Here is a 14,131-nt window from a genome sequence, read left to right as displayed (position 1 = left end):
GAACAATAATTACCTTTTTATGTGTTTTTCATAGGTAGCAATCCATTCTTCAGGAGTTATTTTACCAGCCAATTGCCCTATGAGTTCATATGGAATTTGATCTATTTTTTTAAATCGGATGCAGCTTTTTCCCATATCCAGTTTTGTGGTACAGTGCTTTGGGTATGCTTTTACAAACCAATCCATTAACTTAGGATCGCTATAAATCCCCATATGGTACACTGCAATAAAATTCTTTTGAGAAGCAATATTCATAAAGGGCAATGGCTGCTTTGGATCGCAGTGATAACCATTAGGGTATATATCATGAGGCACTACATAGCCCAACATTCCATAATTTAAGGTTTCTGAAAACCCTTTCGGTAAATTATTGATAATAACCTGTCTAAGCTTTTCTATAGCGTTCTTTCGATCCTCTGACAACTTGCTTATATATTCATCCGGTGTATTGGCTTCTATTTTCATGGTTGTTTTGCTTTAAAAAGATTGACAGTAACCGTTGCTAAATCATTGTTGGGAAACTTTTTAGCTATTTTTTCATCGGATATCAACCCGGCCTCTTTCATTATTTTATTAAAAACATCCACTTCTACAATATACTGGTCAGAGTATCCATGAGTTGCATCGTATGCCGTAGCACCAGTGTTACCTATATTATCAGCAGTTAACTCGGGGGCAATTGTGTGCAATTCGATAATAAGCAATCCAAACTTCCTGACGTAGGGCTCCCATTGCTTGAAGTGTTCTAATAAGGATTCTTCTACAAAATTATTATTAATTCTTTTCCCTTCATAGGCATAGGCCCCTGTTGACCCACTTATCCTGTCAGGATTAGTTTGCGATGGTTCCTTCCAAACCCTGTTATGGTCTAGGAATGTCCTTACATTCAATAGTTCTTTTAGGTTAATATCGTATTTATCATTCAGATCTTTGGCTAATAAGGCAGGGTTGCCAATGTCTCCCCATACTACTTTTGCCCATATATCCGCATTGATAAGGTTGGCTTTGGTTATTTTAATAGCTGCTTCATTATAATCGGCCCCTACCAAAATCAAAGGATGTTCATCAAGCATTTTGCCCCTCAACGTATGTTTTTCGATTACATAATACAAGTGTTGAAGAAAGGCACCGTTTCCACATCCCATATCCAATATTCCTTTAGGTTGCTCTTCTAGAGGTTTATTGAACAGGTTGATAATAATTTCATCAATCACCTTAAAATAACTGGCGTGTGCCCCTCCGCTCCCCCAAACGTTCATTTCCCTATCCACATGGGCTTCTTTGCCCTTAGTGGAAAGTTTTTTAAGGATAAAAGGGTCCCCAAAAATAAGATCATCCAACCTCCTAAGTGTTGGTATATAAGACACCGTTACCCCATAGGCGCTAGCTCTTTTAGCATAAAACAACCCTTTTTCTGTAAACTGATACGTCCCATTTTTTTTAGTAAACCAACCGAAATGGTGAAAAATATCCAAAAGTCTTTGAAAAATATCAGCATCTTTATGGAATTCTTCCGGACTAAAACGGGTTTCCATAAAGTATTTATGAAACATTCCGGACATCCCTAAATGAACTGTTACAGGGCCTATTATAGTCCCTTCAATATGTTTTAATACCTGCTTTTGAACCTTAAGCACTGTTTGATCTTCTGAGAAATCAATTTCATAATCTTTTTTGTAATCGTTAAAAACTTTTTCCAACCTAAGGAACGGCTCTGCTTCAAAACTTCTCGGGTGAAATTTTTCTGAGAATTTAAGCAGGTTTACAGCATCTTCATATAAATTAACATACTTGAACGCTATTTTCCCCATTTCTGAAACAGCATAGCTTATGTGGTCATTTTTGTTATCTATATGTTGAATGAGCCAACCTTGAGAAGCCAGTGTCCGTAAGGCGACATTTAAATACCCTTCATTTGCATTGAACTGTTTGGTAAGTTTTTGTAATGAACATTCTTTATTGGCCAATAGATAATCTATAACCCCTCTTTCTTTTAATGTGTATGCGCTAGGGGCAACCACAATTCCATCTAAGTGCTTAAAAAGATTGCTCCGAAATTTAGACTGTATTTCTTTTGATATCATAATATGGTGACATTTACATAATTATAATTCACGCGGCATTAAATTTAAGATTAAAAATGAAAAGTTACGTGTATAAAAAAGAAAACAGGCACTATTATAGTACCTGCGCTCCTTATTTTCACTTCCTTTTTTGGCTATAAGCCAAAATCATTCCCTATTTCATTAATGAGCATCAATATATACTTTTCCCTACAATACTGTCTTTGTTTATTTTTTCACCATCTAAGTGATACCAGTGTTGTAGCATTCTGAATTTACTTCCATTTAATTCGAATTCTTTTTCAAATTCAATACACTCGCCTTTTGTAATATCTTCATTAACATAGAAACAAGCTTTTGAGATGACATATGTTTCTTTATCAAAGAAAAATTTCCATGTAAACGTATCGTATGGGACTGTTACTAACCAATGTGTCTTATTCTGATGTTCAGTTTTTTCAACTTTTTCATTGGGCTTAGTGCCCTTATCTTTTAATTTTGCAGGGATACCCAAAAAATAAGCCCAATAGTTTCTCGCAGAGATGACATTATTTTTATTAATATCTTCTTCTGGAATAGGCTTCCCTTTCTCCTCGCCAAAATATTTATCATTTTTTACACCTATTGTAACACTGTCATTTACGTAATTAATTTTAAAAAAACTTTTCTTATTGTCAATTGTTACTTCTTGTTTAGCATTGTTCATTTCTGAATAGATTTCAAATTTCCCTGCGAATGAACCCCAGTTTTCCATATTGTAATATTGAATGCTTTTTGTTATTATTTCATCCACTGTGGGAGGGATGTCTTTTTTAGAGTTGTTTTTACAACTGTTACTAAAGAAGGCAATTAAGATTAAGAACATTGTTTTTTTCATAATAAAATTTTAAGTTATAGTCTTTATAAGGACGAAGAAAATAGGAAATTGTTGCAGTTGTATAGAGGGTGCTCCGAAATGGAGACTTCATTTTTTTGATATCATAATGCGATGACATTAAGATTAAAAATGAAAAGTTACGTACATAAAAAAGAAAACAGGCACTATTTTAGTACCTGTTTTACTTATTTTTATCTCTTTTTTTATAATTATAATAATTTTTATTTCATTAATATAAACTACTTGCTTCAATAACCTCTTCTCCTAGTTTTTTCCCATCAAGGTCATACCAATGTTGTTCTTGTTGAAATTTAATATTATTAACTTCTATTTCTTTTTCAAACTCAATACAATTACCATAAGAAGGGTTTTGATTCATTATAAAACAAGCTTTCTGCAACGCATAGGTATTTGAATTAAAATAAAAACTCCATGTTTCTTTTTCGTAAGGTATAGTAACTAACCAATGGTCTTTTTCACGAAAAGACACTTTTTTTATAGTATCATTAGGCACTGAACCAGGATCTTTCAACTTAGCAGGAATTCCTAATAAGTATGTCCAGTAACTTTTCATGGACGTAATATTTAACTCTGAAACATCCTTATGGAGAGCATCTTCCCCTTTAACCTCGGCGAATAAAACACCGTCTTTAACGCCAAAAATTTGTTCTAACGATGGACGTTCTAATCTAAAGTATTGTTTGCTATTATCAAATTCTAATAAAGTGATGAAGGCTTCATCTTCTTCTTTTGCTTCTGGAATAGTTTGAGAGATTTTAAATTTCCCAGAAAATGAACCCCAATCTTCCATATGATAGTATTCAATACTTCTTTCAATTATTTCTTGTGCAGTAAGAGGCACATCTTTTTTAGAGGTATTTTTACAAGCTGTTGTCAAAATAATAATGGCTAATACTAATGTTAAATTTTTCATAATATAAGTAGTTAATTTAGTAACAACACGAATAACTAGAGGATTTGTTACATGCATAAGTTTAAAGTTGTACATTTTGACACTTCCTTTTTGTAAATTAGACCCGCCAAAACCATTAATATGATGATAAAAAAAGCAGGACTTAATACTATATGCACCCACACAGGAGAAGTAAAAGATGAAAAATATAAAGGTACGGTATCACCTTTGTACATGGCTTCTGCTTATGGATACGAAGAAACAGATATCATTCGTTACCCACGTTATTTTAATACGCCCAATCAAGAAGCTTTGTGCCAAAAAATAGCGGCATTAGAACATGCAGAAGCGGCCTTAATTTTTGGTAGTGGCATGGCAGCTATTAGTTCGGCAATGTATGCTTTTTTGCAACAGGGAGACCATGTGGTATTGCAACAAGTTGTTTATGGAGGCACCTATAGCTTTGTTGCCAAGGAATTGGAAAAATTTGGCATCTCCTATTCTTTTGCTCAAGGGCTGGGCACAGAGGATGTGAAAAATGCCATTCGACCAAATACCAAAATGATTTATATAGAAACCCCTTCCAATCCATTATTGACCATTACCGATATGAAAGCAGTGGCTACTATTGCCAAACAGCATGGAATTATTACAATGATAGATAATACCTTTGCCAGTCCGGTGAACCAAAACCCAATTGATTTTGGTATCGACATTGTCATGCATAGCGCTACCAAATACCTTGGAGGGCATAGTGACATATGTGCTGGGGCCATAGCAGCGTCCAAAACGCATATTGATAGCATATTTGTTACAGCGAGGAGCTTGGGTGGTAGCTTAAGCGATTATACCGTATGGCTGTTGGAACGAAGTATTAAAACACTTGGAATCCGTGTAAAAGCACAAAACAGGAATGCTAAGAAAGTAGCTAAATATCTAGAAAAACACCCTGATGTAGCAAAAGTGCATTATCCGGGGTTAAAGTCACATCCGGATTATGAATTGGCAAAGTCACAAATGAAAGGCTTTGGAGGGATGTTGTCTTTTGAAATAAAAAAAGGATTAGACGCTTCTTTGTTTGTTAAAAACCTTAAATTGATAAAACCGGCCATTAGTTTAGCAGGCGTGGAAAGCACCATATCATCACCGGTACTGACCTCCCATATGTTGATGAGTGAAGAAGAACGGGCAGAACGAGGGATAAATGCACAACTCCTACGGCTTTCAGTTGGCATTGAGGATGAAAAAGATATTATAGCAGACATGGAACAGGCCTTTGAGGCCATTCATAAATAACATATATGAAATTAGATATACTGGCCATAGGGGCACATCCCGATGATGTAGAATTAAGTTGTGGGGCTACCATAGCTAAAGAAATAGCTAATGGCAAGAAAGTGGGGATCCTAGACCTTACAAGGGGAGAGCTAGGTACGCGTGGTACTGCCGAGATACGGGACAAAGAAGCTGCGAAAGCTGCAGCTATTTTAGGCGTAGCGATACGAGAAAATATGGAATTTGCTGATGGGTTTTTTGCGAATGATCAGAAGCATCAGTTGGAAATTATAAAAATGATCCGAAAGTATTGTCCTGATATTGTGTTATGCAATGCTGTGGATGATCGGCACATTGATCATGGGAAGGCTGCTAAATTGGTAAGCGATGCCTGTTTTTTGAGTGGATTAGTTAAAATCAACACTAAATTGGACGGAGATGACAAGTGGCAAAAGCCATGGCGGCCAAAGCATGTGTATCATTACATACAATGGAAAAACCTAGAACCTGATTTTGTGGTAAATGTTACCGGCTTTATAGATACAAAAATAGCTGCAGTAAGCGCATATGCTTCTCAGTTTTACGACCCTGAAAATGATGAGCCTGAAACTCCTATAAGCAGTAAAAATTTTATGGATAGTATCCGGTACCGTGCGAATGATTTGGGAAGGTTAATAGGTGTTGAAGCCGCTGAAGGTTATACTGTAGAGCGCTATGTGGCGGTAGATACATTGGATGCGCTCATCTAAAAATTTCTTAAATTCCTTTTGTAGAAGGATAGAAATAATTTACATTTGCAGGCACAAATACGGTGGTTGTAGCTCAGCTGGTTAGAGCGCTAGATTGTGGTTCTAGAGGTCGCCGGTTCGAAACCGGTCTTCCACCCAAGAGGTTGTCCCGCCAAAGCGGGATCTTTCACCCAAAGAAATATTCTGTTAAAGACGGAAATTATTAAAAAAGCACAAGACCTCACAGGTTTTAAAACTTGTGAGGTTTGTTTTTTACATGGTTTATTCCGAAACAGTAGCTTTATCCACTATTATCCTATTTTCCCTATTTGCCAACTCCCAAGCCGTATAAAAAATAAGTTGGGCACGTTTTGCTAAAAGGTCATACTCAATTTTATCCGGTGTATCGGAAGGCTTATGGTAGTCTGCATGTGTCCCGTTAAAATAAAAAATCACAGGTACGTTATTTTTTGCAAAATTGTAATGGTCACTTCTGTAATAAAAACGATTAGGATCGTTTTCGTCATTGTATTTGTAGTCGAATGTTAGATTGGTATATTTTTTATTGATTTCCTCAGAGATATTGTGAAGTTCAGTACTTAATTTATCAGAGCCAATTAGATAAATATAGTTTCGGTCACCTTCTCGTTTTGGGTCAACCCTTCCTATCATGTCGATATTTAAATTAGCTACTGTATTTTCGAGAGGAAATATTGGGTTCATAGTATAATATTCAGAACCAAAAAGCCCTTTTTCTTCTCCGGTTACATGTAGAAATACGATAGAACGTTTTGGACGATGTCCATTTTTAACTGCTTCTTTAAAAGCCTCTGCAATTTCTATAAGTGCCACAGTACCGGAACCATCATCATCAGCACCATTGTTTATTTGTCCATTTGTGATTCCTATATGGTCAAGATGGGATGAGATCACAATATACTCTTCTGGTTTCTCACTTCCTTTTATGTATGCAACCACATTTTCGGAAGAAACGGTATTGCTGGAATCTTGTTTATAAGTAACATCAATATTTGTTTTTATCAATGTTCCGTTAGATGAAAATGATTTAATATCACCAATGGCTTGCGCAATACTGTCATTTATGAAAAGGTAAAAGAAATCATTCTTTACATCTGGTTTTAGACGCATACGTTTATTTGATTGATTCTTTAAGTAAGTATATTGTTGCTTTAATAATGAAAAATTATCAGGATCATAAAATAGCAATCCTTTAGCGCCCTTTTCAGAAACTAATGAAATTTTATTTTCAAAGGCCTGTCGAATGTTGGACCATTTGGAAGGGGCTTCTGTACCGCTAATAAGATAGGTGCCATCTTCATTTTTTGGTTCACCAGATTTAATAAACACTATTTTTCCATCTACGTCTATATCACTATAATCAGAATAATTAGCATCATCGATTCCATAGCCAGCAAATACAATTTCGTTGGCATTTATTGAAACATTACCAGAACCACTAAAGGTTAAAAAATGCTCCCCAAATACATAATTGTTTTCAGCTATCGCAAACTGAACTTCAGGAAGTGCTCCATATTCTAAAGGTACTTCCTGAAAATAATTTCCATCAGCCTTAGCAGCAGCGACTCCCATGTTCTCGTATTGTTTTTTTATGTAATTAACTGCTTTTTTTTGCCCGGGCTTCCCTGTTTCACGGCCTTCAAATTCATCTGAGGCATAGATGTATAAGTGTTCTTTAAGTTCCGTTTCAGTAATGGTTTTGGCATAATCAACGGAGTTTGCTTTCTGAGCATAGTTGTTGATTGCTATTGTAGTTAGCCCAATAAATAATAATCGTTTCATATGTAGTTTTATGTAGGTTAAAATTCTATCTTTTTCTTTCGGAGCTCAAAATTTTGTCCTAAGTATACTTTTCGAACCATTTCATCAGCAGCGAGTTCCTCAGGTTCACCAGCTTTAAGAATACTCCCTTCAAACATCAAGTAAGAACGTTCTGTGATGGCCAATGTTTCTTGAACGTTATGGTCGGTAATAAGAATACCGATATTTTTATTTTTTAGTTGTGCAACGATGCGTTGGATGTCCTCTACGGCTATAGGGTCAACCCCTGCAAAGGGTTCATCCAACAATATAAACTTTGGATCTGTTGCTAAAGCCCGGGCAATTTCTGTTCGTCTTCGTTCTCCTCCTGAAAGCAAATCCCCTCTGCTTTTTCTTATATGACTCAACCCAAACTCTTCTATGAGCGCTTCCATTTTCATTTGTTGTTCTTTTTTTGAAAGCTTGGTGAGCTGTAATACACTCAGGATATTATCTTCAATGCTTAATTTTCTAAATACCGATGCTTCTTGCGCCAAATAACCAATGCCATTTTGAGCCCTTTTGTACATAGGGAATTTGGTAATTTCTGTATCATTTAGGTAGATTGTCCCCCCGTTGGGTTTTATGAGACCAACAATCATGTAAAAAGAAGTGGTTTTTCCAGCTCCATTTGGGCCTAACAAGCCAACAATTTCTCCACGGTTTACCTCTAGTGAGATGCCTTTCACAACCTTACGCCCTTTATAGGACTTCATTATATTTTCAGCACGTAGTTTCATAAATAGTATGGCATCAGTTTTTCAAAAGTATTTATTTCTTTGTAGAAAGCAACAATTTTAAAGAAATATTAGCACTTATTGTGGCTTAGTTTGTAGGGCATCCCAATACTCATATGCACGTCTTAAATGAGGGATAACAATGGTTCCGCCAATCAAAGTTGCAATTCCTAGTGCTTCCGCTACTTCTTCATGCTTCAATCCTTGTTTATAACAACCTTCCAAATGGTATTTAATACAATCGTCACATCTCAATACAGCAGAGGCTACCAACCCTAGCAATTCTTTTGTTTTTATATCCAATACACCATCCATAAATGCATTAGTGTCAAGATTAAAAATACGCTTAATGAGTTTATTGTTATCACTTAATATACGTTCGTTCATTTTAGAACGATAGGTATTAAAATCATCAATAGGGTTAGTCATTTTTCTTTAGTTTTCGTTCTTGATTTTTTAAGACAATTTTTGATATATAAATACTTATTTCATACAAGATGAGTATGGGTATGGCAACAATGACTTGGCTTGCGATATCCGGAGGTGTAATGATAGCAGATAGAATTAGGACAATAACCAATGCAAACTTTCTGTATTTTCTTAGAAGTTTTGGGGTAACAATGCCTATTTTGGTCAAGAAATAAATGATGATAGGGAGTTCAAATATTAAACCACAAGCAATTACGGAAGCTCTTATTGTTGAAATATACGAACTTAAGTCAAAATCATTAAAGACTTCTTTGCTGACTGAATACGTCCCTAAAAAGTTAATAGAAAGTGGTGCGATAATATAATACCCGAACAAAACCCCCATAAAAAAAAGTAGCGAAGCGATCAATATAAATCCTCGGGCATTTTTACGTTCTTTTTCGTAAAGTCCAGGACTTATAAATTTCCAAACTTCATATAAGATATATGGAAATGAAACAATAAACCCTGCCCAGATAGCGGTCCATATATGTGCAGAAAACTGCCCGGCCATAGTCCGGCTTTGAATTCTGAAAGGAAGTTCTCCTGTACAGAAAGTATCATCGAGCCCCAATGCTTTAGATATTCTACAAAAGAAATCATAGGTAATAAAGTCTGGTTTTTTAGGTCCGAAAATGATCACCTCAAAAATAAATTCCTTGGCCAGAAAGGCTCCTATAGCTACAATAACAACTGCTGATGTAGCACGTATTAAGTGCCATCTCAATTCTTCCAGATGGGCTAAAAAAGACATGTCTTGAGGGTTTTTGGCACTCATTAAATTATTCCTTCTTTAATAAGGTCATGTATGTGGATAACGCCTGCATATGTTCCTGAATCTTCAACAAGCAGTTGAGAAATATTGTTGGCTTCCATTAATTCAAGCGCATCGATAGCAAGTGCATTTGAAGTAATTGTTTTGGGTTTTAACGACATGATATCTTTAGCTTGAAGCCCATTTATATTTTCATGTTTATTAAGCATGCGCCTTATGTCCCCGTCAGTTATAATGCCTACTATACTATTGTTTTCTACTACGGCAGTTACACCTAGCATTTTTTCAGATATTTCAATGATTGCTTGTTTTATATTGGTGTTAGGAGACACTTGTGGTTTCATATTTACGGAGGCTATGTCATGCACCCGTAAGTATAATTTTTTACCTAACGCCCCTCCCGGGTGGTACTTTGCAAAATCTTTACTGCTAAACCCTTTCATATTTAACAAGCATACTGCTAGTGCATCTCCAATAACCAATTGTGCAGTAGTACTGGTTGTAGGGGCTAAATTATTTGGACAGGCTTCTTTCTCTACGTAGGCATTTAAAACATAATCAGCTTGTTTACCTAAAAAAGAATCTTTATTAGCTGTAAGCGCGATTAATTTATTTCCTCCATTTTTAATGAGAGGCACCAATACTTTTATTTCCGGTGTGTTTCCACTTTTTGAAATACAGATGACCACATCATCAGAAAGAATCGTTCCAAGATCGCCATGAATGGCATCTGCCGCATGCATAAAGATAGCAGGAGTACCGGTTGAGTTTAATGTAGCCACAATTTTTGTGGCAATTACAGCACTTTTCCCAATTCCGGTAATAATAACCCTTCCTTTGGATTGATAGATACATTCAACAGTTTCAGTAAATTGATTATCTAATAATGAAGCGAGGTTTTTTATAGCACTTGCTTCTATTTCAATAACTTCTTTAGCGACAGCTATAATGGTGCTATAAGTACTCAAAATTTTTAATTTTATTTGTTTTTGTATAAATGAAGAAAGTATTATCTTTAGTATATGCAAATGTATGTAAAATAGTAAAAAGGAAGGATGGATTTAGTCGAAATTAACCTACAAACTGCACTAAAACAACATTTTGGTTTCAATCATTTTAAAGGCCTCCAGGAAGAAGTTATCAAAAGTATCGTAGATAACTCCGATACATTTGTTATAATGCCAACCGGAGGAGGCAAATCGTTATGTTATCAACTCCCCGCATTAATCAAAACAGGAACAGCTATTGTGGTTTCACCACTTATTGCACTGATGAAAAATCAGGTAGATGCTATACGGGGGATTGCTTCCAATAGTGGTGTTGCACATGTGCTAAATTCATCACTTAGTAAAGCTGAAGTCAATCAGGTAAAAGATGATTTACGTTCCGGAGTCACAAAATTGTTATATGTAGCACCTGAATCACTTACAAAGAATGAATATGTTGATTTTTTAAGAACTATAAAGGTTTCTTTTGTAGCTGTTGACGAAGCACATTGCATATCGGAATGGGGACATGATTTTCGTCCGGAATACCGAAATATTCGTACTATTATAAGCCGGCTAGGAGACAATATTTCTATCATTGCTTTAACAGCTACGGCTACCCCGAAGGTCCAGGAAGATATTATTAAAAACTTAGGCATGACCGATGCTAAACTTTTTAAGGCATCGTTCAACAGACCTAATTTATACTATGAAGTACGCTCTAAGACAAAGAGTGTGGATGCGGATATTATCCGTTTTATAAAACAAAATCAAGGAAAATCAGGAATTGTTTATTGTTTGAGCAGGAAAAGAGTAGAAGAACTGGCGCAAACGCTTCAAGTGAATGGAATATCTGCCGTTCCGTATCATGCAGGGTTCGATGCAAAGACCCGATCTAAACACCAAGATATGTTCCTTATGGAAGATGTAGATGTGGTGGTAGCGACTATTGCATTTGGTATGGGCATTGATAAACCGGATGTACGCTTTGTAATTCATCATGATATCCCCAAAAGCATTGAGAGCTATTACCAAGAAACCGGAAGGGCAGGCCGGGATGGTGGAGAAGGGCATTGTTTAGCATTTTACTCATATAAAGACATTGAGAAACTCGAAAAGTTTATGTCGGGGAAACCTGTAGCTGAACAAGAAATAGGCCATGCTTTGTTACAAGATATGGTTGCTTACGCAGAAACTTCGATGTCGAGACGGAAATTTATATTACATTATTTCGGAGAAGAATTTGATGGCGTAAACGGTGAAGGGGCTGAGATGGATGATAATGTTAGGAATCCGAAGACAAAAAAGGAAGCGAAAGAAGATGTTGTGAAGTTGCTTAAGGCTGTTCGAGATACTAAACAAAAGTTTAAAGCCAAAGAGATTGTATTTACGCTTGTAGGCAAGGTAAATGCACTTATTAAATCACACAAAGTAGATGAACAATCTTTTTTCGGTACAGGAAAAGATAAAGACGAGCGTCATTGGATGGCATTGATCCGTCAGCTATTAGTAGCAAAACTCCTCAAAAAACAAATAGAAGCTTATGGTGTATTGTTCCTTACAGCAGAAGGGAAAGCTTTTATAGATGCTCCACATTCTTTTATGATGACAGAAGACCATGTATTTGATGAGTCGGATAATGGCACCATTATAACCTCAGGGAAAAGTAGTGGAGGCGCTGCCGATGAGCGATTATTAAAAATACTTAAAGAATTGCGCAAAAACCAAGCAAAAAAACTTGGAGTACCTCCATTTGTGATTTTTCAAGACCCATCGCTAGAAGATATGGCATTAAAATATCCAATAACTGTGGATGAGATGATCAATATTCATGGAGTGGGAGAGGGAAAGGCTAAAAAATACGGAAACCCATTTATTGACCTCATAGCAAAATATGTGGAGGAAAATGATATTATACGCCCGGATGATTTAGTGGTAAAAACGACGGGTTCTAACTCAGCTTTAAAGTTGTACATCATCCAGAATATAGATAGAAAATTACCATTGAACGATATTGCAACTGCAAAAGGGTTAGATATGGGAGGGTTTATTAAGGAAATGGAACAGATAGTTTATAGTGGAACTAAATTGAATATAGATTACTGGATTGATGAATTACTCGATGAAGATCAGCAGGAAGAACTCCATGAGTACTTTATGGAAGCAGAAAGTGATAAGATTTCAGTGGCTTCCGAAGAGTTTGATGGTGATTATGAAGATGAGGAGTTACGGTTGTACCGCATTAAATTTATTAGCGAAGTGGCGAATTAATTTTTTCTAACGAAAATACATAAACAAGGGCTTGAATATTTTATTCAAGCCCTTGTTTATGTTTGAATATGAGGACTATTGAATTTCTATAATTTCCAAATCAAAAATAAGTTCTGCATTAGGGGGGATTATATCCCCAGCCCCTGCTGGGCCATAACCTAAGTGTGGAGGGATAAACAACCGTATTTTATCACCAACGTTCATCGTCATAAGGCCTTCTTTAAACCCGGCAATTAATCGGGCTTCAGGGCTGTATAGCATCCCAATAGGCTCAAAACTCCCTCCGCGTTGGCGGCTTAGTTTTTCAAAACTATGATGCTTTTCTGCAACTTTTTTTTCGGAAGTATCAAACAAGGTCCCGTCGGCCAAAAAACCGGCATAATTGACCAAGACCGTTTGCCCTGTTTTTGGTTTTTCTCCCTGTCCTTCAATTAGTTTATATACCTTGAGACCGCTTGGTAACACTGTTGCTTCATTTTTTTGTGATGCTAGTTCATTAAGAAATGCTTCTTTTGCTTTTTTAATAGCTTCTTCTTTTTCATGAACTGCTTCAAAATAATCAGTCATAACCTTAACGGCATCAAACTTTTTAGCCTCTTTTCCATTACGGACAATAATCACTTTATTCATAACAACATCTTCTATAGGTCTATCTTTTGTAGCCCGGTCTTGGGAGGTTTTTACATTTGCGATAGAGTCAACCACTTCTAATCCTTTTACAACCTCTCCAAAAACAGCATGTTTTCCATTTAAGAAAGGTGTAGGTTTGTGTGTAATAAAAAATTGACTTCCATTTGTATTGGGGCCTGCATTGGCCATAGATAAAATACCCGGTTTGTCATGTACTAAGCTATCTACAATTTCATCATCAAACCGATATCCGGGCGTACCTCTTCCGGTACCTGTTGGATCTCCTCCCTGAATCATGAAATCTTTAATGACACGATGGAAGATAACGCCGTCATAGTATGGCTTTTCTTTATATTCATCACTTACTCCAGGATTGTTGCCTTCAGCTAGTGTAACAAAGTTTGCAACGGTTACTGGAGTAGCTTTATAAGTTAGTTTTACGACAATGGCCCCTTTATTGGTTTGGATATCTGCAAAAAGACCCTCACCTAAATCTCTGTAATTCATGGTTTTGCAACCTGTAAAGATTGCTATGAGAATAAGCGCTAAAAATTTGATATTTTTCATAG

General features: G+C 36.1%; 13 protein-coding genes and 1 tRNA gene. 4 read left to right on the top strand and 10 right to left on the bottom strand.

What is annotated here, in order from left to right; translation table 11 throughout:
- Window positions 1–9 precede the first annotated feature (9 nt).
- From WBG21_RS01250 to WBG21_RS01235, 4 genes are all read right to left on the bottom strand, one after another.
- Window positions 10–465 carry a DUF1801 domain-containing protein gene (locus WBG21_RS01250; RefSeq protein ID WP_340073977.1) on the bottom strand — a complete coding sequence of 152 codons (456 nt, stop codon included), beginning with the start codon at window positions 463–465 and terminating at the stop codon, window positions 10–12.
- Window positions 462–2,084, bottom strand: a complete 1,623-nt coding sequence (locus WBG21_RS01245; protein WP_340073975.1) for a class I SAM-dependent methyltransferase — start codon at window positions 2,082–2,084, stop codon at window positions 462–464. Before WBG21_RS01245 ends, WBG21_RS01250 begins: the two co-directional genes overlap by 4 nt.
- Before the next feature lie 172 nt (window positions 2,085–2,256).
- Window positions 2,257–2,940: a DUF6503 family protein gene (locus WBG21_RS01240; RefSeq protein ID WP_340073973.1), complete on the bottom strand. Its 684-nt coding sequence runs from the start codon at window positions 2,938–2,940 to the stop codon at window positions 2,257–2,259.
- 229 nt (window positions 2,941–3,169) lie between these two features.
- Window positions 3,170–3,874 carry a DUF6503 family protein gene (locus tag WBG21_RS01235; RefSeq protein ID WP_340073971.1) on the bottom strand — a complete coding sequence of 235 codons (705 nt, stop codon included), beginning with the start codon at window positions 3,872–3,874 and terminating at the stop codon, window positions 3,170–3,172.
- A gap of 120 nt (window positions 3,875–3,994) precedes the next feature.
- Here WBG21_RS01235 and WBG21_RS01230 point away from each other — a divergent pair, with 120 nt between their 5' ends.
- The 3 genes from WBG21_RS01230 to WBG21_RS01220 all read left to right on the top strand — a co-directional run bounded on the left by WBG21_RS01230 (window position 3,995) and on the right by WBG21_RS01220 (window position 6,014).
- Complete coding sequence (locus tag WBG21_RS01230; RefSeq protein ID WP_340073969.1) at window positions 3,995–5,149, top strand: trans-sulfuration enzyme family protein; 1,155 nt, start codon at window positions 3,995–3,997, stop codon at window positions 5,147–5,149.
- A 5-nt stretch (window positions 5,150–5,154) separates the two neighbouring features.
- A complete protein-coding gene (bshB1, locus tag WBG21_RS01225; protein WP_340073967.1) occupies window positions 5,155–5,877 on the top strand; it encodes a bacillithiol biosynthesis deacetylase BshB1 in 723 nt (240 codons plus the stop codon).
- A 61-nt stretch (window positions 5,878–5,938) separates the two neighbouring features.
- A tRNA-His gene (locus tag WBG21_RS01220) sits at window positions 5,939–6,014 on the top strand.
- Window positions 6,015–6,138: 124 nt separating this feature from the next.
- Here the strand turns inward: WBG21_RS01220 and WBG21_RS01215 are convergent.
- The 5 genes from WBG21_RS01215 to WBG21_RS01195 form a co-directional block, all read right to left on the bottom strand.
- A complete protein-coding gene (locus tag WBG21_RS01215) occupies window positions 6,139–7,677 on the bottom strand; it encodes a M28 family metallopeptidase (RefSeq protein ID WP_340073965.1) in 1,539 nt (512 codons plus the stop codon).
- A 17-nt stretch (window positions 7,678–7,694) separates the two neighbouring features.
- A complete protein-coding gene (lptB, locus tag WBG21_RS01210) occupies window positions 7,695–8,435 on the bottom strand; it encodes an LPS export ABC transporter ATP-binding protein (protein ID WP_340073963.1) in 741 nt (246 codons plus the stop codon).
- A 75-nt stretch (window positions 8,436–8,510) separates the two neighbouring features.
- The gene (locus tag WBG21_RS01205; RefSeq protein WP_340073961.1) at window positions 8,511–8,861 is read right to left on the bottom strand and encodes a carboxymuconolactone decarboxylase family protein; all 351 of its coding nucleotides are present in this window, start codon (window positions 8,859–8,861) and stop codon (window positions 8,511–8,513) included.
- The gene (gene tatC, locus WBG21_RS01200) at window positions 8,854–9,678 is read right to left on the bottom strand and encodes a twin-arginine translocase subunit TatC (RefSeq protein WP_340073959.1); all 825 of its coding nucleotides are present in this window, start codon (window positions 9,676–9,678) and stop codon (window positions 8,854–8,856) included. The genes WBG21_RS01205 and tatC overlap by 8 nt, the downstream gene beginning before the upstream one ends.
- Window positions 9,678–10,643: a KpsF/GutQ family sugar-phosphate isomerase gene (locus WBG21_RS01195; RefSeq protein ID WP_340073957.1), complete on the bottom strand. Its 966-nt coding sequence runs from the start codon at window positions 10,641–10,643 to the stop codon at window positions 9,678–9,680. Before WBG21_RS01195 ends, tatC begins: the two co-directional genes overlap by 1 nt.
- An 87-nt stretch (window positions 10,644–10,730) precedes the next feature.
- On the opposite strand from WBG21_RS01195, the gene recQ reads away from it, so the two are divergent.
- A complete protein-coding gene (gene recQ, locus WBG21_RS01190) occupies window positions 10,731–12,932 on the top strand; it encodes a DNA helicase RecQ (RefSeq protein WP_340073955.1) in 2,202 nt (733 codons plus the stop codon).
- A gap of 75 nt (window positions 12,933–13,007) precedes the next feature.
- Here recQ and WBG21_RS01185 read toward each other — a convergent pair whose 3' ends face one another.
- Window positions 13,008–14,129, bottom strand: a complete 1,122-nt coding sequence (locus tag WBG21_RS01185) for a peptidylprolyl isomerase (protein ID WP_340073953.1) — start codon at window positions 14,127–14,129, stop codon at window positions 13,008–13,010.
- Window positions 14,130–14,131: the final 2 nt, after the last annotated feature.

This window comes from Leptobacterium meishanense (assembly GCF_037645805.1).
In the GTDB taxonomy this organism is placed as follows: Bacteria; Bacteroidota; Bacteroidia; order Flavobacteriales; family Flavobacteriaceae; genus Leptobacterium_A; species Leptobacterium_A meishanense.
This window is presented reverse-complemented; position numbering and strand designations above follow the sequence as displayed.